The organism is Burkholderia sp. DN3021, assembly GCF_049805555.1.
Classification (GTDB): domain Bacteria; phylum Pseudomonadota; class Gammaproteobacteria; order Burkholderiales; family Burkholderiaceae; genus Burkholderia; species Burkholderia pyrrocinia_C.
The window spans coordinates 1-19,658 of record NZ_JBNCAB010000012.1; the positions used below are offsets into that span (position 1 = coordinate 1).

Here is a 19,658-nt window from a genome sequence, read left to right on the forward strand (position 1 = left end):
GTGCACTGCACAGGTGTCATGCGCGGCCGGGGGGGGGGGGGCGGGGCCGCCCCCGCCGCCGCCGGGGCCCCCCCCCCCCCCCCCCCCGCGCGCGCCGACGGCGGACGAAAGCACGTTGCTGGAGATCTGGCAGCGGATCTTCAAAAGAAACGACATCGCGGTCAGCGACAATTATTTCGACCTCGGCGGACACTCGATCATCGCGATCCAGCTGATGGCCAATGTCGAAAAAGCGTTCGATCGCCGGCTGCCCATTTCCTGTCTGTTCGAGAATCCGACCGTCGAGAAACTGGCGGCGGCATTGGCCGGGAAAGCGCCGGCCGCCCCCGCCGGCGGACTCGTGCCGATCCGGGACGGCGGTCCCGCCGCGCCGCTTTTCCTCCTTCCGGGCGCCGGCGGGAACGTGGTCTACTTCCACCCGCTCGCGAACCACCTGAGCGAAGCTCACGCGGTGCACGGCCTGGAAGCGCTCGGCCTCGACGGCTCCTGCCTGCCGCTCACCCGCGTGGAAGACATCGCGGCCCGTCATATCGAATCCATCTGGCCGCTGGTGGGCGCCGGTCCGTACTACCTGGCGGGCCACTCGTTCGGTGCGCAGGTGGCGCTCGAAATGAGCCGGCAGCTCGTCGCCAAGGGCGCGGTCGTCGAACTGCTGGCGATCTTCGACGCTTCCGCGCCCATCGACAGCCCGGCCGCAACCTACTGGCAAGACTGGGACGACACCGAATGGCTGGTCGCGATCGCCCACGAAATCGGCACCTTCCTCGGGGCCGACCTTCAGGTGACGCGAGAAGACCTCGTCCAGCTCGACCCCGACGGCCAGGCCGGCCTGATCCTCGACCGAATCGGCGACCGCGGCAACTGGTTTGCGGATGCCGGATCCGACCGCCTGCGCGCCTATCTACGTGTCTATCAGGCCAACTTCAAATCGCGCTACGCGCCGCAAGCCGACCCGCTTCCCGTGCCGATCGCCTTGTTCCGCAGCACCGAGCGGGATCCCGGCGACTACGATCCGTCGCCCGAGATCGCGCAGCTCCGCCTCGACCCGACCTGGGGGTGGTCCCGCTTCTCGGCGCTGCCCGTCGAGGTGATGGACGTACCCGGCGACCACCTGACCATGCTGCTCGACCCGCACGTCGCCAACCTCGCTACCCGCGTCAATCAGTTTCTGGAAAAAAAACGCTCATGAAATCAGCACAGACGATCGACAACGCTTTCGCCCGCAAGGTCTGCATCAATCTGGACCGGCGCCCCGACCGCTGGGAAGCGATGCAAAGAAAATTCGCCGAACAGAACATCCTCACGGTGGAACGACTGCCCGCCGTCGATGCAAGGCTGGTGACCGTGCCGCCATCCTTGAGCCATATGCGTCCGCAGGACTACGGCTGCACGATGAGCCATCTTGCCGCCGTGAAGCAGGCCAAGGCCGCAGGCGCGAGCGAAGTCCTGATCTTCGAAGACGACGCCTTCTTCGACCCCGACTTCGCCGCGCGCTTCCCCGAGTTCATCGCGCAAGTGCCGAAAGACTGGCACATGCTGTTTCTGGGCGCCTATCATTTCACGCCCCCCATTCCCGTCGCGCCGAACATCGTCAAGGCCGTGGAGACGCTCACCGCGCACGCCTACGTCGTCAGGGACTCGCTTTACGACGCATTCATTGCGATCAACGAAAACCCGCCGGCGATCAACGACCGCAACAACCTCATGCTGCAGCAGAAGTTCAATTGCTACTGCTTCGAACCCAATCTGGTCGGACAGGAGTCCGGCTACTCCGACATCATGGACGAAGTCATGCCGGAAAAGCCGCTGACCTATTCCTTTCCGATTCCGGATGGCTGGTAACGCCTGCGGCCGGCGCGCGCTGCGATCCCTTGCGGTCCCTATCTCAACAGGCCATTGAAGCTCATGAAAACCATCACCGTTGACCTCGAAACGGAGTTCGTAAAGTCCGCGCTCGATTCGCTCCACCGGGACTGCAAGCTCGGCGAGGCAATTTCGCTGGCTTATGGGAAATGCGAATCGATCGACGACGTGATCGATCTGATTTTTCCGTTGATCACGAAGACACGGCGGGTTGATTACATCCTGATGTACAGCATCGAAAGGAATCCCCGCACCCTCCTGCAGTTTCTTCGACTGATCGAAGCGCGGTTGACACGGAACGATAGCTGGACAGTCGCGTCGGTCGAGGCTTCGTTGCGTAGCGTGGCCGATTCATCGGGCCTCGGTTGGGACCGTGCGCAGCGCTTGCTGAAGTGCTGCATCCTGTTTTCCGACTCGCCGCTGGAAATCGTGGAAAGCATCGCGTTCCTCGGCAAGCACGAAACCTCGTCGAGATTGAGATCAGCGGCACAAAACGTCGAACTCAGCCACCTGATCAACTGAACGATATTGGCGACTCATGGATTCCGCTCAAAGTAAATCGCCGCCGTGGCATTCGGCCGTCACCCTGATGTGGCGCAGTCATCCCTGGTTGACCCTGGGCACGGTCCTTACGGGCCTCGTCAGCGGCATTGCGTCGATCGTGGGCGTCGGATTGATCAGCAGGGTGCTGCATGACCAGGACGACCGACAGACGCTGCTGACGATATTCATTGCGGTGAACGTCATCGCGGTTTTCTGCAGGAGCAGCGCCGCCGTGATGCCCTCCTATGCCTGCATGAAAGTCATGACGAGACTGCGCGTCAATCTATGCAAAAGGATCCTGGCGACCCCACTGGATGAAATTGACCGACGCGGCGCCCCGAATATCCTGACCATGCTGACGCAGGACATTCCGCAGTTGAGCCAGACCCTGCTCACCATACCGACGATCATCGTTCAGTCCGTCGTCCTGGTATGCAGCATCGCCTATCTCGCCTATCTGTCGTGGATTGTCTTCGCTTCGACAATCACCCTGACAATCGTTGGCCTGGCGCTTTATCTGTTTTTCTATCGAAAGGCGGTCAATTTCACGGAAAGAGTTCGCGATGAATTTGTCCAGTTCAATGAATATACCCATGGCCTCGTGTTCGGAATCAAGGAACTCAAGCTCAACAGGACCAGACGACGTTGGTTTACCAGGGCTGCGATCGAATTATCATCGAAGCGCGTGGCAGGATTCAATTACATAGAACGCTTCTGGTTCATGAGCGGCGACAGCATTGGCCAGATCACGGTAGCGGTCCTGCTCGGATTTTTGCTTTTCGGCGTACCTTCGTTCGGCGTCGTGGACCCCTCCGTACTCACGGCGAGCATTCTGGCCGTTCTCTACATGATGGGGCCTTTGACCATGCTGATCAGTATTCTGCCGATCGTGGCCGAAGGCAAAACCGCGCTCGCCCGGCTGGCGGAATTCGGTTTCTTGATCGATGACGGCGAGGATTCGCGCAAGGAACCGCCCCATCCGCGCACCAGGGAATCCTCGGCGAATCCATGGCAACGCATTGAGCTGAAAGATGTGACGATGAACTATCGTGACAACGATTCGTCGGTCGATTTTGTGCTCGGCCCCATCAATATGTCGATTCATGCCGGAGAACTCGTCTATGTCATCGGTGGAAACGGCAGCGGCAAAAGCACGTTGGGCAAAGTCCTCAGCGGCCTCTATGTGCCTACCGAAGGCCATATTGCCCTTGATGGAAAAGTCGTTGACGACGATGCCAGGGAACGGTACCGCAACCTGTTTTCCGCCGTCTTTACCGATTTCCATTTGTTCAATCGCATCATAGGGCCGGACCGCGAAAATGCAAGCATCGAGCTTGCCCGCAAATATCTTGAAACACTGAAATTGGCGGACAAAATAGAGATTGATGGCAAGAATTACTCGACAACCCGGGCCTTATCGACAGGGCAACGCAAGCGATTGGCGTTGCTTTGCGCCTATATCGAGGATCGTCCGATTTACATCCTGGACGAATGGGCTGCCGATCAGGATCCGGTGTTCAAGAGATTTTTCTATGAAGTGCTGGTTCCCGATCTGAAATCCCGCGGGAAATGCGTCATTATCATTACCCACGACGATCAGTACTTCAAGCTCGCAGATCGGGTCATTCGCCTGGATAGCGGCCGCATCTTCTCCGATACGGCCATGTGTGCCGTCCGGGCCGAAGTTGCGGGATGAGCAGCGATCCGGATGCAGTGCGCGCGTTGCAGCTCCGCGCAGATCCAATCCGCCGCACCGTCCCGCGACCGAATGGCCGGCGTTCATCGATCCCGGGCAACTCGATCTGCAATCGCGACGCCGGCCGATCGCTCTTCGCATTATTTAAAGAATCCGCGTCAATGCCAAAATAATTCAATCAATCAGGGTCAACCGATTTTCCTTTCATCAAGCGGCATTCAGCCACTGCCGAGATCTCGCCGCGCGTCGACAGCGCGGCGAGCTCGCGAACGCCACCGCAATTCGCCTGTCCCGGCTATCCGTTACAGACGCGTTCGCCACCGGGTGTTTAAATCATGTCGGTAACCATGCGCACAAGCGCAGCTTCAACGTCTCACCAGGAATCCGTTCATGGAGTTCAGCAGATTGTTCGCACACGTCGGCGAAGCGATCTCAAGCAGCGGGAGCCGACGCTTTCCCCGAGTGATGTACAGCCTGATCTCTGCGGCCGTCCCCGTCGACGAGATCCGCATTTCGGAGCTCGCGGTCGACGCGACGCCTGACGGCGATCTCGCGGTGCGCAGCCTCGGCGCGGTCGGCGCGGCGCTCGCGAAGGCCGGCCCGGCAGCCGCCTGTTACGGGCCGCAGATGCCGCCGCGCTCGGGCGCGAGCTGCGTGCACGTCGATGACACGCTCGCGGGCCACGGCCCGACCCACGCGCTGCTCCATCGCTTCGTCCTCATGCAGGCTGCGATCGTGCCGCCGCGTTGCGCGCAGTTCCATCTCTTGACCCGCAAGCGGGGCCACTATTACCTGATCTCGCTGTATCGCACGAACACGTTCGACGACTTCTCGTCGCGGGAGCAGGCCGTCCTCAAGGAGCTCTCGCACGTGCTGTTTCCGATCGTCGAGACCCATGTCGCGGCGCTCGATTCGGCTCCGCCGGCCGCCCACGCGGCCGCCGCCGCGCCGCCGGCGACCCAATCGGGCCGGGAGCGCGTGGCGCGGCGGTTCGCCGACCGTCTGCGGCAAGCCGGCGTCAAGCTGTCGACGCGCGAGATCGAGGCATGCACGGCGCTGCTGGCCGGCGACACGGTGCCCGCCATCGCCGTGCGTTTCGCGCTGCGCGAAAGCACCGTCGAGACCTACCTGAAGCGGGCAGCCGTCAAGCTCGGCTTCGGCGGGCGCCATGGTCTCACGCGCTGGATGCTCGACGAGGCGGCAGGGGCCGCGGGCGAGGCCGCGACTGGAGCACGCCGAGACGGCACGAGAAGCGTGCGGCGCGACTGCGCATCGCCATACATCGGCACCTGAAGCGTCGGCACCCGAAGGCTAGCGGTCCGAAAGCGCGTGCCGGTGCCGCGGCGCGCCAGGAGCTGCAGCCCGCGCGACGCCGACGCGGGCTGCGTGCAAAACAGCATCGGATAGCTGCCGCCGGCCACCACCTCGAGCCGCACGTCGGCAATCAGGCCGACGACGAAGGCCGAGCCGCCGCACCCGGTGACATCGTCGTCATCGCCCGCGACGAGAGCGCCGGCGCGCGCACGCGCGCCAGCAATCCCGGCACGCCGGCCGGCGGCGCTGGTCGCGCGCCGGGTATCGGCGCCCGCGCACGGCGTGACGGCATCACGCCGCCGACGCGCACGGCACGTAATCGTCGATCATCCATTTCGTGAGCCCGTGCCGGCCGCTGATGCCGAGCTTCACCGCGGCGCGCTTGATGTACGTCTCGACCGTACTCTCCTTCACACCGAGCTCGCCGGCCAGTTCTCGCAGCATCTTGCCCGCGAGCAGGCCGAGGCACACTTCGCTTTCGCGCGCCGACAGCACGACCGCCGCGCGCGCAAGCCGCGATTCGAACTCCTGGCGCAGCGCCTCGACGGCGGGCATCGTCGTGCCTTCGAGGTCGCCGTGCCGGCGCGTCGACGCATGCCACTCGACGAGCGGCAGCAGCGTATCGGCGAAATTCTTCAGGAACGACATCTCGTGCAACGAGAAGTCGCAATGCGACGCTGTTCGATGCAGCGAGATCACGTAGCGGCGATTCGCCTTGCACGACACGAGATGGCACTGAAATCCCCCTTCCGGTCCACGCGGCGGCGCGACTTCGCGGTCATTGCCGCTCCGCATCAGCGGATTGATGTGAATGAGCTGCCGGTCGCAAGCGGCCACGATCCGGTTCAACAGCGAATGCGCTGCCGGCGGCCGCTCGCCATGCGCGGCCGGCCCGCTGCCGCGCCCGTCGTCACCCGGCGCGCCGAATGCGCCGAGCGATTGCACGTGGACGACTTCGCCCGCCGGCTCGTCGAGCGTCCATTCAGTCATCCGGGTGATCGCGAGCGGAATCGATTCGACCAGCAATGCATGCATGTCGGATGCGAACCGCTCACTGCCGGCGCTCGAAATCACCTTCCCGAGCTTCGAGAACATCGCGAACATCTGACTCTCCTTGTTTCCTTGTTGTGCGTGCTTGAGGACGGCGGCGCAACGCCGGCGCGGGCGAGCCGGCGCGGTTTGCGCGGCGCGCGTTTCGGCACGCGCCGTCATGCGTTCTCGCGTTGCGGTGCGCGCCGATGTGTTCGGCTCACGCGAAACGGCGGCGCGCCGTGCTCTGTTCAGTTCGATGCGAGATCGCCCCCGCGAGAAGCTGAAACGTCCATTTCAGTCATCGAGCGTTGCTGATTGAAAATGGGCTGCCGCCGGACGCGCTGAAGGCCTGAATCGGAAAACCCGGCGCCGGCCAGGAGCGGGTGCGTTCCCGATGAACTCAACGAAAAATCATGAACAAAAAGCGAGATGATCCTTTCCATTGAATTTGATCCATGAATATCCCAGCCGCGTATGATAGCGACGATTTAAAATATCTGCAGTTAGCGTGGCATTCGTTTTCTTAAATCTCTCCGCTTGCAGACCAAAAATCGATCAACTTGCAAGCCGCTCATGAGCAAAATTATGGTAGATCAATATAAATCGATATTTATTTACCACGAAATTTTGTAATAGTCGCCCGGAAACCGCCTACCATGGATTTTCGTCCAACAGGTCTTGTTCGAGAGAAGAATCGGCGAATTTCATCACATCGCTCCCGCTCACCACGCAGCCCCAAGCACTTTCCTCCAGATATTGTTTCGATTCGATCAACGATCGATTCAATCTGCGCGACGGAAAAGCATAATTATTTTGCTCCTACTTGCGGCAGCGCCGTCGATTACACCGTCAGGCGATAAAAATCGCCGCAATCAACATATACAGCGCCGCCGATACGGGCGTTGCAAAATATCAACAAATCGCGAAATCATTGTCCGTCACAAAATATCCATATTGAATCGCACGCAATTTACCCGCCCCACCGCTTGCCGCCCGACAGATAAATTGCTACGCTTTTCCGGCGAAATAAACGACAAACCGTCGCCCGATTTTGAACTACAAGCGGGTTTATTTAAAAAAATGAAACATGAAAATTAATATGCACGTTCAATCATCTTTTATCGATCGTCGCGGCTAGCGTTTCGTCACACGCTATTCAGTCGAATCTCCATATCCACCTGCCGGCAGGACAGGCCGAGACGGCCAGTTGCAAAAGTCGTCGGCGGTTTTTCGATTCCCTTCCAGACGTCCGTGATGACGCGCGGCCGCGCATTGTCAAACGCACCGTCCTCTTTTCAATCCCGGCCCGCCAACGCGCAACGCTTCCCGCGCGTCACGCCTGCTTGAATCACCACACTGGCCTCAACGCGTCATTTGTCGTCTTTCCAATCTGTCAAACAATTCCGAGAAATTGGAGCACACCATGAGTCACGACTTTCGAGACGAACCTGCGCCGCGTCGCGCCTTCCTGGCCAACATGGCGAAACTCGCGGCGGCCGGCGTCGTCACCGGCTGGACACCGGTCTACCAGATTGCGGCGCACGCGCTGACGGCCGGCGCGACACCGCCCGGCTTCCCGGCCGACATCCCGCTTTACAAGCAGGCGTTCCAGAACTGGAGCGGCGAGATCGCCGTGCAGGACGTATGGACCGCCGCGCCACGCTCCGCCGACGACGTCGTTGCGACGGTCAACTGGGCCCGCGCGAACGGCTATCGGGTACGTCCGCGCGGCTACATGCACAACTGGTCGCCCCTGACGCTGGACCCAAGCGCCGGCGCCGCGAACCTCGTGCTGCTCGATACGACGAAGTCGTTGACGGCCGTCTCCGTCGACACGTCGGCGAGCCCGGCGCGCGTCACCGCGCAAACGGGCGTCTCGCTGGAGTCGCTGCTCGCGACGCTCGAGCAATCTGGCCTCGGCATGGTCGCCGTGCCTGCGCCGGGCGGCATCACGCTCGGCGGTGCGCTTGCGATCGACGCGCACGGCACCGCCGTACCGGCGGCCGGTGAAACCTTGCAACCGGGCCACACCTACGGCTCGCTAAGCAATCTCGTGGTCGCGCTGACCGCCATCGTGTTCGATCCGGCCCGGCAGCAATACGTGCTGCGCCGGTTCGAGCGCAGCGATCCCGAGATCGGCGCGTTCCTCGCGCACATCGGGATGGCGTTCGTCGTCGAAGTTACGCTGACGGCAGGCCCGAACCAGCGGCTGCGCTGCCAGAGCTTCGTCGACATTCCGTCTTCCGAACTATTTGCGCCGGCCGGCACGCCCGGCCGAACGATCGCGTCGTTTCTCGATCGAGCGGGCCGGATGGAAGCGATCTGGTTCCCGTTCACGACGTGCCCGTGGCTCAAGGTCTGGACGCCGACGCCCAGCAAGCCGTTCCTGTCGCGCACCGTCACGCAGCCGTACAACTATCCGTTCTCCGATTCGATCTCGCAGTCCATCTCGGATCTCGTCAAGCGGATCGTGATCAACGGCGAAGGCGCATTGACGCCGTTGTTCGGCCAGACGCAGCTGGCGATCACGACCGCCGGCCTCGCGCTCACGCTCAGCGGGGACATCTGGGGCTGGTCGCGCACCGTACTGCAGTACATTCGGCCGACGACGCTGCGCGTCACCGCGAACGGCTACGCGGTACTGGCGCGACGTGCCGACGTGCAACGCGTGATCAGCGAATTCGTGCAGTTCTATCAGAATCGCATCGACGCATACAAGGCGCGCGGCGAGTACCCGATCAACGGTCCCGTCGAGATCCGGGTCACCGGTCTCGACAAGCCGGCCGATGCCGGCGCCGGCGCGGTCGTTCCCACGCTGTCCGCGCTCAAGCCGCGCCCCGATCATCCGGAATGGGACATCGCCGTATGGTTCGATATCCTGACGTTACCGGGCACGCCTGGCGCCGATCGCTTCTATCGCGAGATCGAGCAATGGATGCTCGCAAACTACACCGGTTCGTATGCAACGCTGCGTCCCGAATGGTCGAAGGGCTGGGGCTATACCGACACGGCCGCCTGGCAGGATGGCACTATGCTCGCCACCACGATCCCGAACCTGCATCGTGAAGGCCAGCCGCCGTCGAGCAGCTGGGATGCGGCGCGCGCGACCCTCGAACGCTACGACCCGCACCGGATCTTCCGGTCGCCGCTGCTCGATCGGTTGATGCCGTAGCAATCCCGACGGAAGCCGGCGCGGCGCGCTGCCATGTGCGCAGCGCGCCGCGCGCGAGAACTCTTTTGAACATGGCGGGAAGATTCCGGGCCCCTCTCGACCGGTTCAGGTATCTGTCGGTGCATCGTTTCCGCCCCCTACCGGGGTTGCACCGATTCTTTCCGTACCTGTCTTCGCCTTCCCGCAGCAGGCGGACCATCAGCCGCCTCTTCTCCACTTCCTCCGAACCGGCAGCCCGAATTGCCTGAGCAGGCATCCGGGCCGCTCGTCGCAGCAGCACGCCCCCGCGCACCGCCATTTCCTGCCGAACCCGCTCACACACCGCCGACAAACGGCGATTCGTGACTGCGGAGTACAAGTTCTTATGCCGTTTTGTCCGTTTATCGGCCGCTCGCCACACACGATACTGCGCACCATCCGGCGCGTGGCGCCTCACTCGACAATTCGCACGAATATGAACCGATACCCAGGATTGAAGCGCGTCGCTCGACGGGCCGCGCTTGCGGCCGTTCCGATGGCCGCGCTCGTCGCGTTGTCCGGCTGCCAGTCGGACGACAAGGCGGCGGCCGCGACGCCGAGCGTGATCGTCAGCCCGCCCGTCGCCCGCGACGTCAACGACGTCGACGTCTATACCGGACGCTTCGAAGCCGTCGATACCGTCGACGTGCGCCCGCGGGTGAGCGGCTATCTCGACAAGGTAGCGTTCCAGGACGGTGCAAACGTTCGGAAGGGCGACCTTCTGTTCGTCATCGATCCGCGCCCGTATCAGACGGCCGTCACGGCCGCGCAAGGCGCACTCGAACGCGCGCAGTCGCAACTGAAGCTGAGCCGGCAAGATTTCGAACGGGCCAGCGTCCTGATCAAGACCGACACGATCGCACAGAGCCTCTACGACCAACGCCGCCAGGCCGTGCAAAGCGCACAGGCCGAGGTAACGAGCGCACAAGGCGCGCTCGAGCGCGCACGGCTCGACCTGTCCTTCACGCGCATCGTCGCACCCATGTCCGGCCGCATCGGCCGCAAGCTCGTCAGCGAAGGCAACCTCGTGAAAGGCGGCGACAGCGACGCGACCGTGCTGACGACGATCGTGTCGCAGGATCCGATCGATATCTATTTCGACGTCGATGAAGAAAGCTACCTGCGCTACACGCGCGAAGCGCAGAAAAGCGGTGGCAATGCGTCGTCGCGGCGCGTTGCGATCGCACTGCCGGGCGACGCACAACCGTCGCTGACGGGCACGATGGATTTCGTCGACAACCGCCTCGACAACTCGACCGGCACGCTGCGGCAACGCGCGCGCGTCTCGAACCCGGACCGGCGCCTGAGCCCCGGCCAGTTCGGCCGCGTCTACCTGTCGAGCCGCGTCGCGCATCATGCGCTGCTGGTACCCGATTCGGCCGTCGCGACCGACGCGACGCATCGCGTGCTGTATTTCGTCGACGCGAAGGGCACGGTCGCGATCCGCCCGGTGACCCCCGGCCGCCTGCACGGCAACCTGCGCGAAATCGACGCCGGTCTGAACGCCGGCGACCGCGTGATCGTCGACGGTTTCCAGCGCGTACAGGCCGGCGACAAGGTCAAGGCCGTGCCGCGCGCGATCGATGCAACGAATACAGCCACGTTGGCCCAGGCAACCGACAAGGCCAGCGGCACGACCGGGAGCGCGCAATGAACCTCGGCCGCTTGTCCGTCCAGCAGCCGGTGCTCGCGATCGTCCTGTCGATCGTAGTGACGATCGCCGGTGCGTTGGCCTATTTCTCGCTCGCGGTGTCCGAGTACCCGGACATCGCGCCGCCGACTGTCGTCATCCAGGCAACCTATCCCGGCGCGTCTGCGGAAACCGTGTCGCAAACGGTATCGACACCGATCGAGCTCGAAGTGAACGGTGTCGAGGACATGCTGTACATGTACAGTCAGGCGACGTCGGACGGCAGCCTCAACATCACCGCGACGTTCAAGCCAGGCACGGATGTCGACAAGGCGCAGGTGCTCGTGCAGAACCGCGTCGCGCTGGCGACGCCGCGCCTGCCGGAGCCGGTGCAGCGTAGCGGCGTGTCGGTGCGAAAATCGTCGCCGACGCAGCTCGGCACGATCTTCCTGTACTCGCCGGACCAGCGCTACGACCCGCTGTACGTGTCGAACTACGCAATCCGCAACGTCGCGGACGTGCTGAAGCGTATCGACGGCGTCGGCGACATCAACCCGCTCGGCGCGCGCGAATACTCGATGCGCATCTGGCTCGATCCCGAGCGCGTCGCGTCGTTCGGCCTGAGCCCGAGCGACCTGATCGCCGCGGTGCGCGCGCAAAACACTCAACTCGCGGGCGGCGTGGTCGCCCAGGCGCCGATCACGAACCAGGCATTCCAGCCGAACCTGATCTTCGAAGGGCGGCTCAAGCGCCCCGAGGACTTCAGCAGCATCGTCGTCAAGCAAGGCAAGGACGGGCGGCTCGTGCGGCTGAAGGACGTCGCGCGCGTGGAAGTCGGCGCACTCGCATACGCGACCGACAGCTACATGCTGCGCCACCCGACGATCGCGCTGCAAGTGCTGCAGCAGCCCGGCGCGAACGCGGTCGCGACGATGGACGCGGTCGAGAAGAAGATGGCGGAACTGAGCAAGGACTTCCCCAAGGGCATCGTCTACAACATCGGCTACAACCCGACCGCGTTCATCGGCGACAGCATCCACGAACTGGTCAAGACCATCTACGAGGCCGTCGTGCTGGTCGTATTCGTCGTGCTGCTGTTCCTGCAGGGCTGGCGGCCGTCCATCATCCCGATCCTGTCGATTCCGGTGTCGCTCGTCGGCACATTCGCGGCAATGGCCGCGCTCGGTTATTCGATCAACAACCTGACGCTGTTCGGCCTCGTGCTCGCGGTGGGGATCGTCGTCGACAATGCGATCGTCGTCGTCGAGAACGTCGAGCGACACCTGTCGACCGGTGCAGGGCCGCGCGACGCGACATTGTTGACGATGAAGGAAGTCGGCGGCGCCCTGTTCGCGATCACGCTCGTGCTTTGCGCGGTGTTCGTGCCGACCTCGTTCATTCCCGGCATCTCGGGCCAGTTCTTCCGCCAGTTCGGCGTGACGATCGCCGTGTCGACAGCGATCTCGTTCTTCACATCGGTGACGCTCGCGCCTGCGCTATCGGCCATGATCCTGAAGGCGCATGCCGACGAACACGATTCGGCCGCGCCCGTGTCGCGGGTTGCCGCGTTGTTCGCGCCTGCAATGCGCGTCGTGCAGCGCTTCGCGAACGCGTTCAATCGCGTGTTCCAGCGCCTGTCCGATGCGTATGGCAGGCTGGTCCGGAAAGTTGTGCGAATTATCCCTGCGATGGCCGCACTGTACGTCGTACTGATCGCCGCGACCGGCTATCTGCTCGTATCGAGCCCGAAGGGCTTCATTCCGGCGCAGGATCGCGGCTACCTGGTCGTGCTCGTGCGGATGCCTGACGGTGCGACGCTCGAACGCACGAGCGCGGTCGCGCGCAAGATCGAGGACATCGCACTGTCAGTGCCGGGGGTCGCCCGCGTGCCGGTTTTTTCCGGCGTCAATGCGGCGACCGGTACGAATTCGTCGAACAGTGCCGGGTTGTTCCCGGTATTCAAGCCGTGGCCGGAACGCAAGACGCAGGGACTGACGATCGAGAAGATTGCAGCCGAGATGCGTCAACGGCTGGCAAGCGTCACGGAAGCGTCGATCGTCGTCGCGATGCCGCCGCCGGTGCAGGGCCTCGGCAGCACAGGCGGCTTCGCGATGCGACTCGAAGACCGCAACGGCCTCGGCACCGCCGCGCTCGCCAAGGCGACGCAGGAGCTCGTCGCCGCCGCCAACCGCACGCCCGGCATGGTCGGCGTCTATACGCCCTACTCCGCAACGAACCCGCAGGTGCATGTCGAACTCGATCGCGAGAAGGCCGAGATGCTCGGCGTGCCGAGCCAGGAAATCAACGACGCGGTCGAAACGTATTTCGGCTCGACCTACGTCAACGACTTCAACATCGTCGGGCGCACCTATCGCGTCACCGCGCAGGCCGACCTGCCATTCCGCGTCGACGCATCCGATCTCGCTCGGCTGAAGGTGCGCAACCGCGACGGCGACATGGTGCCGATCGGCAGCGTGACACGCATCGACGATACGCTCGGCGTCGATCGCGCGCCGCGCTACAACCTGTACCCCGCCACGGAAATCAATGGCGATACGGCACCGGGCCTCGGCTCCGGCTTCGCGATCAAGACGATGGAGACGCTCGCCAAACAGGTGCTGCCGCCCGGCATCTCGTTCGAATGGACCGATCTGTCGTACCAGGAGACCACGGCCGGCAACACGGGGCTGCTCGTGTTTCCGCTGTGCGTGCTGCTCGTGTATCTGGTGCTCGCCGCGCAGTACGGCAGCTGGAGCCTGCCCGCATCGATCCTGCTGATCGTGCCGATGTGCCTGCTTGCCGCATCGCTCGGCGTGCGCGGGCTCGGCCAGGACGTGAACATCCTCACGCAGATCGGCTTCATCGTGCTGGTCGGGCTTGCCGCCAAGAACGCAATCCTGATCGTCGAGGTCGCGCGGCAGCTGGAGGCCGACGGCATCGAACTCGTCGACGCCATCGTCGAAGCGTGCGTGCAGCGGCTGCGCCCGATCGTGATGACGTCGCTTGCGTTCATTCTCGGCGTCCTGCCGCTCGTGATATCCGAAGGCGCCGGCGCAGAAATGCGGCAGGCGGTCGGTGCGGCCGTGTTCTTCGGCATGATCGGCGTGACGTTCTTCGGGCTGCTGTTTACGCCCGTCTTCTATGTAATGGTTCGCCGGCTCGCGATGCGCAAGACCGCTGTCGCGGCCGTCGCGACGGAGGTGGTGCAATGAAGTTCATTCGACTTGTGGCCGTGCTGTCCGCGGCGGCCGTCCTGACCGCGTGCACCAGCGCGCCGGTCGCCGACGTCACACCGCCGCCGCTGGCTTCGACGTATGCGAATGCGGATCTGTCGGCCGGCGGCCCGGCGGCCGACACCGTCGCATGGTGGCACGGTTTTCACGATCCGATTCTCGACCGGCTGGTCGACATGGCGCTCGCGAACAACCTTGACCTGAAGGCCGCGGTCGCGCGCATTGACGCGGCGCGCGCGGTACGGATCGGCGCGGCGTCGCAGTGGCTCCCGTCACTCGACCTGAATGCGAGCGCCGGCCGCCAGCGGCAATCGGCATCGCAAGCGTTCCCGACCGATACGCCGACGACCGGCAACGCGTTCGATCTCAATGCAAGCCTTGCATGGGACATCGATATCTTCGGGCGCATCCGTCAGGGTGTGTCGGCCGCCGACGCGGACATCGCGTCCGCGCAGAACGATGCGGCGGCCGTGCGGATCGCGACGATCGACGAGACCGTGCGTACCTACGTGACGGTGCGCGGCCTCGAGCAGCGCCTGGCACTGGTCGAGGCCAACGCGCTGAGCCAGCGCAGCACCGAGGAATCGACGCGGCGCCTGTTCGACGCGGGCGTCGTACCGATTGCCGACGTCGACCGCGCCGCCGCGCAGACGGAGACGACGCTGGCCGAACTGCCCTCGCTGCAACTGCAGCGACAGGCAGCGATCCACCGGCTGTCGATCATCAGCGCATCGACGGTGCAGGACACCTACGCACGACTCGATCCGCCCGCGCCATGGCCGGCATGGTCGGCCCCCGCGCCGGGCATCGGCACGCCAGCCGATCTGCTGCGCCGGCGACCGGACGTCCGCGCAGCCGAGGCGCGCGTCGTCGCAGCCTATGCGCGGATCGGCGTGGCGGAGGCCGACTTGAAACCGCACTTGCAACTGATCGGCGTGATCGGTGCGGCAATCGATGGCTTCTCGGGTGCCACGCTCGCGCGTTCGCTTGCATGGATGGCTGGCGCCGGCGCCAGCGCGCCGCTGTTCGACGGCGGGCGGCGGCGCAGCGTGGTCGCGTTGCGCCGCGCAGAGGCCGAGCAAGCGGTCGCCGCCTATCGCACGGCGGTGCTGACGGCAGTCAGCGACGTCGAGACGTCCGTCGCGGCGACCGCCCGCAATCACGGTCGCACCGAACGCCTCGAACGCGCGGTGGCGAATGCGCGCGGTGCGTATACGCAGATCAACCGGTCGTGGCGCAGCGGTGAATCGGCGTTCATCGATACGCTGGAAGTGCAGCGCTCGCTGCTCACGGCCGAGGATGCGCTCGCGCAGGCGCGGACCGACGAAATGCTCAGCAAGGTCAGGCTGATGAGCGCGCTGGGGCAATAAGTGTATGCGGCAGGATCGATCGATGCCGCACATTGACCGATCTACGCAAAGGGCGACGGATTCGATCGAAGCCGAACCCGTCACCCTTTATTTCCTGCGTGACCGATCACGCATGGGCCATGCTCAGTCGATGTCGCCGACGTCCTTCAACTCCGCGCTGACGTAGTCGAGAAAGCTGACGATCCGCGACGATAGCGTCGCGTTGCGATAGAAGACTGCATGGATCGGCTGGCGGAATTCGATGGTGTCGTCGACGAGCAATTCGACGAGGCTGCCGTCGCGACGATGGGCGCCTGTCATGTAGTCTGCCAGGCACACGATACCGGTGCCGTTAAGCGCCAGCGTCAGCAGCGTCTCTCCGCTCGATGCCTGCAACGCCGGCTGAACTCGATACACGTCGCCGTCCGCGTTACGCAACGGCCAATGGTTCAGCGCCTCCGGCTGCACGAAACCGAGCACGGTATGGTTCGCGAGGTCAGCCACGCCGGCAGGCACGCCGGCCTTCTCCAGATAGCCCGGGCTGGCGAGAATGCGTAACCGGCTGCCGCCGAGCTTACGCGCGTGCAGCGTCGAATCGCGCAACTCTCCGATCCGGATCGCGACATCAGTGCGCTGTTCGAGCAGGTCGATGATCTCGTCGCTGGTATGAAGTTCAACCTCGATCGCCGGATACGCGTCGCGAAACCCCGGCATCATCGGTGCGATCACATGCTGCATGAATGGCATCGCAGCATTGATCCGCAGACGGCCCGCCGGCATTTCGTGCTGCCGCGCGATTTGGTCCTCGGCAAACTCGACCGATGCAATGATGTCTCGCGCATAGTCGAGAAAAACGTTGCCCTCTTCCGTCAATTCCAGCCGGCGTGTCGTGCGTCTGATCAGCGTCGTATCCAGTTTATCTTCGAGACGCCGCAGAACGCGGCTCATCACGGAGGTCGGCTGATGCAATCGGTCCGCTGCACCGGTCAGCGAACCAATGTCCGCGATCGTTACGAACGCGAGCATTTCGTCTAGTGTGGTCTTCATGGGAGGAGAATCAGGCACCAATCGTAAACCGCTACGATAGTGCGGCTTTGTTTCGCTGATAACCATAAATCGGAGCGAATCACATTTGATTTCCAGTCAACAAACTCGATGAAACCCGGAGGTCCGAGGTGTATGGAGTTTGTGATCGACGTGCATGCCTTCGCGTTCCGCCAGGGCGTGCAGGCGGAGCTAGCCGTACCGACGACGCTCGTGCGCCAGCGCCACCCGACGCGGCGCCAGCAACTCGTTCTCGTGGTCCGGCGCTTCTTGTTGTCGTGCAATACGCTGCGAGAAAGCCCGGCGGGCCGGCGGCGCGGCGCTCGGAGATGTCGACCTTCTCCCGAATCGCCGCGACCGCCTCCCCTTTGACCTGCGGGCTCAGTGCTTTCCCTTGACGACTCCGGCTGGCCCTGTTTGCCGGGGCCAGGTCACTAGGCGTCCAGCCCCTTCTGTACGTACCGCGATAACGGGAGTGTCAGCAGCAGGATTGACGCCAAGGCGAGCAGCGCGGTTGGGACACCCGCAATGTCGCCCAGACGGCCGAACAGGACCGGCGACAGAGCGCCACCGCCGATAGTGCCCGTATAGAACAACGCGAACGCCTGCTCGCGCTTGCCGGCACCCGCCAGTTCAGGCACGACCCCGTAGAGCACCGACGACGTCCCGTTCAGCGCGAGTCCCAGCAGCGGCAGAATCGCCATCATTGCGAAGAGTGGCGAGAACACCGCGACCACGATCAGCAGCGACGTGGCAGACTCCGTGAGCCACACTGTCTTCATCATCCCGATCCGCACGCCCAGATAGCCGCAGAACAGCTTTCCGAATGCACCGCCCACGAACAGCAACGTCAGCGCGAGACCGATACCGGCGGTGCCGGCACCCTTGCTTTTCAGCAGGAACGGCAGGAACGTCAGAAAGCCCATCCGCACGGCACTGTCGAGGGTGCCGGTCGCGAGCAGCGCGCGCAAGCCGCCGGACGAACCGCTGCCGATGGCCGCTTTCGGTATCGTCTCGCGCGCCGCATGCAGCGCGCCGCGCGACGGAATCAGCCACCACAGCAGGCCTGCCGAAACCACGCCAAGCACACCGATCAGCGTCGCGCCCGTGCGCCACGTCACGACCGTCAACAGAAGGCCGATCAGGCCTGGTATCAGCGTCTTGCCGATGTCGCCGGAGAAGTTGTACTGGGCCAGCGCCTCCTTCACGCCCCCGCCTGCCTCGTAAGAATCGGTGACCATCGAGGACGCGAGCGGGTGCTGCGTGCTCGCGCCCAGTCCGCCCAGTACCAGTGCGACCAGCAGCACCGCCAGCCCGGCGGCCTGACCGGCGATCAGGTAGGCAACGCCTGCGAGCGCGGTCCCCGCCACCAGCATGCGCTCCCGCCCCCATCGCCGCGCTACCCGACTCGCGAGCAACTGAAAACCCGCCATCGTGCCGGAATAGAGCCCGCGTAATAGGCCGATCTGCGCGTAATTGATAGCGAACTGCACTTGCCAAATGGGCAGCAGCACGTAGATGACGTCCGTCAATCCGTCGTGTACGGCGTGCGCGACGCATGCGGCCACCAGCGAGCGGCGACGGGACGCATCGGGGTGATGCTGGGTCCCAAGAAAGGCTTCGCTTTTCAAATCGCTCATTTCGTCTATTGTTGTGCGGAATGTCGGTTGCGTGCGCTGTAACTCGTGGGGATGATCTGCTTGAACAATACTGCTGCTTGAACGGGTCGGGCGTCAGGTATGACGGACTCGAATGCGGTCGGACGACATTGTAGTGACACCCAAGCGCCTCGCCTCCATCAGAGCATATCGATGAGCCCCGCCGAGACCGCCTTGACGACCGCCTGCACCTTGTTGGTCGCGCCAAGTTTCACGAGGATGTTGTTGATGTGAAAGGTCACCGTCCGCTCCGCGATGCTGAGGATCTGACCGATCTCGCATGCCGTCTTGCCTTCGGCGGTCCAGCACAGCACTTCGCGTTCCCGCGCCGTCAGGACGACGCTTGCCGCTGGCGCGAGCTTCGGCACCATGAAGCCGCTCATCAGCGAATGCGACAGGTTCGCGAGCCAGTGGGTCTGCAGCGTGAGCATGTCGATTTCGGCAGGCGTGAGGCGATCCGCATGGCGCGCGAGGCTCAGCAGGCCGAACGCGCCGCGCGCGGCCCAGCTCGACTGCGCGATGCCGACCGACAACCCGGCCTCGCGCGCATCTTCCCACAAAGGGGATGGCGCGACCTCGTCAACGTCCGGCCAGACGATCATGTTGGTGGTGAGGGCGCCATCGCGGACCGTCGAATCGATCTTGATATAGTCCTGCGCCTGATAGTGCGCCATCCAGCCGTCCGGATAGGTGTCGAAGATCGCGACGGCCGATTTCGACACGGGCAGCGGCACCCGGATTCCGTAACAGCAGTACTCGAAGCCCAGGCGCTTCGAATACGCGGCGATCCGCTGGAAGAGCTGCTGCTCGTTCTCCGCGTCGCTGAATTGATGGTAGGCGTCCTGCCAGCGCAGCTCCATTCGTTCTCCGGCTAACTCGCCCATCCGAGGCGAACATCCATCCCGACGCGGCAATAAGGTGCTCAAACGCGCCCTGCTCCTCTCCACCTACCCAGCCTTGCGAGACCCCGTCTCATGGGCTAATTGCACGCGCGAGATCCAGCAAGGGCAACGCCACACCAAGCGCTCATCGGCAATTATCGCCGAATCCGGCGCGGCGATCGCCAGGCCCGACTGCCTCACATAGATATTCCAGATATCTCGGCG

14 protein-coding genes and 2 pseudogenes are annotated in these 19,658 nt (G+C 63.6%); 10 read left to right on the forward strand and 6 right to left on the reverse strand.

Annotated features, from left to right (window positions below; genetic code table 11):
* Positions 1 to 115 precede the first annotated feature (115 nt).
* From ACPUER_RS08840 to ACPUER_RS08860, 5 genes are all read left to right on the forward strand, one after another.
* Positions 116 to 1,189 (forward strand): alpha/beta fold hydrolase, encoded by a 1,074-nt coding sequence (locus tag ACPUER_RS08840; RefSeq protein ID WP_425130876.1) that lies wholly within the window; start codon positions 116 to 118, stop codon positions 1,187 to 1,189.
* Positions 1,186 to 1,842 (forward strand): glycosyltransferase family 25 protein, encoded by a 657-nt coding sequence (locus ACPUER_RS08845; protein WP_175962960.1) that lies wholly within the window; start codon positions 1,186 to 1,188, stop codon positions 1,840 to 1,842. Before ACPUER_RS08840 ends, ACPUER_RS08845 begins: the two co-directional genes overlap by 4 nt.
* A gap of 63 nt (positions 1,843 to 1,905) precedes the next feature.
* Positions 1,906 to 2,385: a hypothetical protein gene (locus ACPUER_RS08850; protein ID WP_425130877.1), complete on the forward strand. Its 480-nt coding sequence runs from the start codon at positions 1,906 to 1,908 to the stop codon at positions 2,383 to 2,385.
* Positions 2,386 to 2,401: 16 nt separating this feature from the next.
* Positions 2,402 to 4,102 (forward strand): cyclic peptide export ABC transporter, encoded by a 1,701-nt coding sequence (locus ACPUER_RS08855; RefSeq protein WP_425130878.1) that lies wholly within the window; start codon positions 2,402 to 2,404, stop codon positions 4,100 to 4,102.
* Positions 4,103 to 4,492: 390 nt separating this feature from the next.
* On the forward strand, positions 4,493 to 5,395 hold the full coding sequence (locus tag ACPUER_RS08860) for a helix-turn-helix transcriptional regulator (protein WP_425130879.1): 903 nt from the start codon (positions 4,493 to 4,495) through the stop codon (positions 5,393 to 5,395).
* A 312-nt stretch (positions 5,396 to 5,707) separates the two neighbouring features.
* Here the strand turns inward: ACPUER_RS08860 and ACPUER_RS08865 are convergent, their stop codons facing one another.
* Together ACPUER_RS08865 and ACPUER_RS08870 are read right to left on the reverse strand one after the other, a co-directional pair.
* The gene (locus tag ACPUER_RS08865) at positions 5,708 to 6,520 is read right to left on the reverse strand and encodes a helix-turn-helix transcriptional regulator (RefSeq protein ID WP_425130880.1); all 813 of its coding nucleotides are present in this window, start codon (positions 6,518 to 6,520) and stop codon (positions 5,708 to 5,710) included.
* A 176-nt stretch (positions 6,521 to 6,696) separates the two neighbouring features.
* Positions 6,697 to 6,891 carry a hypothetical protein gene (locus ACPUER_RS08870; RefSeq protein ID WP_175962965.1) on the reverse strand — a complete coding sequence of 65 codons (195 nt, stop codon included), beginning with the start codon at positions 6,889 to 6,891 and terminating at the stop codon, positions 6,697 to 6,699.
* A gap of 980 nt (positions 6,892 to 7,871) precedes the next feature.
* Between ACPUER_RS08870 and ACPUER_RS08875 the strand changes: the two genes are divergently transcribed.
* The 4 genes from ACPUER_RS08875 (at position 7,872) to ACPUER_RS08890 (ending at position 15,871) form a co-directional block, all read left to right on the forward strand.
* Positions 7,872 to 9,620, forward strand: a complete 1,749-nt coding sequence (locus ACPUER_RS08875; RefSeq protein ID WP_175962967.1) for a cholesterol oxidase substrate-binding domain-containing protein — start codon at positions 7,872 to 7,874, stop codon at positions 9,618 to 9,620.
* A 472-nt stretch (positions 9,621 to 10,092) separates the two neighbouring features.
* Positions 10,093 to 11,292, forward strand: a complete 1,200-nt coding sequence (locus ACPUER_RS08880; protein WP_425130881.1) for an efflux RND transporter periplasmic adaptor subunit — start codon at positions 10,093 to 10,095, stop codon at positions 11,290 to 11,292.
* On the forward strand, positions 11,289 to 14,480 hold the full coding sequence (locus tag ACPUER_RS08885) for an efflux RND transporter permease subunit (protein WP_425130882.1): 3,192 nt from the start codon (positions 11,289 to 11,291) through the stop codon (positions 14,478 to 14,480). Before ACPUER_RS08880 ends, ACPUER_RS08885 begins: the two co-directional genes overlap by 4 nt.
* Positions 14,477 to 15,871 carry an efflux transporter outer membrane subunit gene (locus ACPUER_RS08890; RefSeq protein ID WP_425130883.1) on the forward strand — a complete coding sequence of 465 codons (1,395 nt, stop codon included), beginning with the start codon at positions 14,477 to 14,479 and terminating at the stop codon, positions 15,869 to 15,871. The genes ACPUER_RS08885 and ACPUER_RS08890 overlap by 4 nt, the downstream gene beginning before the upstream one ends.
* A gap of 123 nt (positions 15,872 to 15,994) precedes the next feature.
* Here the strand turns inward: ACPUER_RS08890 and ACPUER_RS08895 are convergent, their stop codons facing one another.
* The 4 genes and pseudogenes from ACPUER_RS08895 to ACPUER_RS08910 form a co-directional block, all read right to left on the reverse strand.
* Positions 15,995 to 16,897: a LysR substrate-binding domain-containing protein gene (locus ACPUER_RS08895; protein WP_425130915.1), complete on the reverse strand. Its 903-nt coding sequence runs from the start codon at positions 16,895 to 16,897 to the stop codon at positions 15,995 to 15,997.
* Positions 16,898 to 17,160: 263 nt separating this feature from the next.
* Positions 17,161 to 17,291, reverse strand: a pseudogene (locus ACPUER_RS08900) (IS3 family transposase); the annotation flags it as partial.
* Positions 17,292 to 17,328: 37 nt separating this feature from the next.
* Complete coding sequence (locus ACPUER_RS08905; RefSeq protein WP_425130884.1) at positions 17,329 to 18,534, reverse strand: MFS transporter; 1,206 nt, start codon at positions 18,532 to 18,534, stop codon at positions 17,329 to 17,331.
* Between the two features lie 158 nt (positions 18,535 to 18,692).
* Positions 18,693 to 19,412, reverse strand: a complete 720-nt coding sequence (locus ACPUER_RS08910) for an autoinducer binding domain-containing protein (protein WP_425130885.1) — start codon at positions 19,410 to 19,412, stop codon at positions 18,693 to 18,695.
* A 10-nt stretch (positions 19,413 to 19,422) separates the two neighbouring features.
* Between ACPUER_RS08910 and ACPUER_RS08915 the strand changes: the two are divergent.
* Positions 19,423 to 19,590, forward strand: a pseudogene (locus ACPUER_RS08915) (IS110 family transposase); the annotation flags it as partial.
* Positions 19,591 to 19,658: the final 68 nt, after the last annotated feature.

Bases quoted from the DNA above. Each gene is read 5' to 3' on its own strand.
- ACPUER_RS08845 (WP_175962960.1), top strand. From the start codon at position 1,186: ATGAAATCAGCACAGACGATCGACAACGCTTTCGCCCGCAAGGTCTGC.
- ACPUER_RS08905 (WP_425130884.1), bottom strand. From the start codon at position 18,534: ATGAGCGATTTGAAAAGCGAAGCCTTTCTTGGGACCCAGCATCACCCC.
- ACPUER_RS08870 (WP_175962965.1), bottom strand. From the start codon at position 6,891: ATGGAAAGGATCATCTCGCTTTTTGTTCATGATTTTTCGTTGAGTTCA.
- ACPUER_RS08850 (WP_425130877.1), top strand. From the start codon at position 1,906: ATGAAAACCATCACCGTTGACCTCGAAACGGAGTTCGTAAAGTCCGCG.
- ACPUER_RS08865 (WP_425130880.1), bottom strand. From the start codon at position 6,520: ATGTTCGCGATGTTCTCGAAGCTCGGGAAGGTGATTTCGAGCGCCGGC.
- ACPUER_RS08890 (WP_425130883.1), top strand. From the start codon at position 14,477: ATGAAGTTCATTCGACTTGTGGCCGTGCTGTCCGCGGCGGCCGTCCTG.
- ACPUER_RS08885 (WP_425130882.1), top strand. From the start codon at position 11,289: ATGAACCTCGGCCGCTTGTCCGTCCAGCAGCCGGTGCTCGCGATCGTC.
- ACPUER_RS08855 (WP_425130878.1), top strand. From the start codon at position 2,402: ATGGATTCCGCTCAAAGTAAATCGCCGCCGTGGCATTCGGCCGTCACC.
- ACPUER_RS08895 (WP_425130915.1), bottom strand. From the start codon at position 16,897: ATGAAGACCACACTAGACGAAATGCTCGCGTTCGTAACGATCGCGGAC.
- ACPUER_RS08910 (WP_425130885.1), bottom strand. From the start codon at position 19,412: ATGGAGCTGCGCTGGCAGGACGCCTACCATCAATTCAGCGACGCGGAG.
- ACPUER_RS08875 (WP_175962967.1), top strand. From the start codon at position 7,872: ATGAGTCACGACTTTCGAGACGAACCTGCGCCGCGTCGCGCCTTCCTG.
- ACPUER_RS08860 (WP_425130879.1), top strand. From the start codon at position 4,493: ATGGAGTTCAGCAGATTGTTCGCACACGTCGGCGAAGCGATCTCAAGC.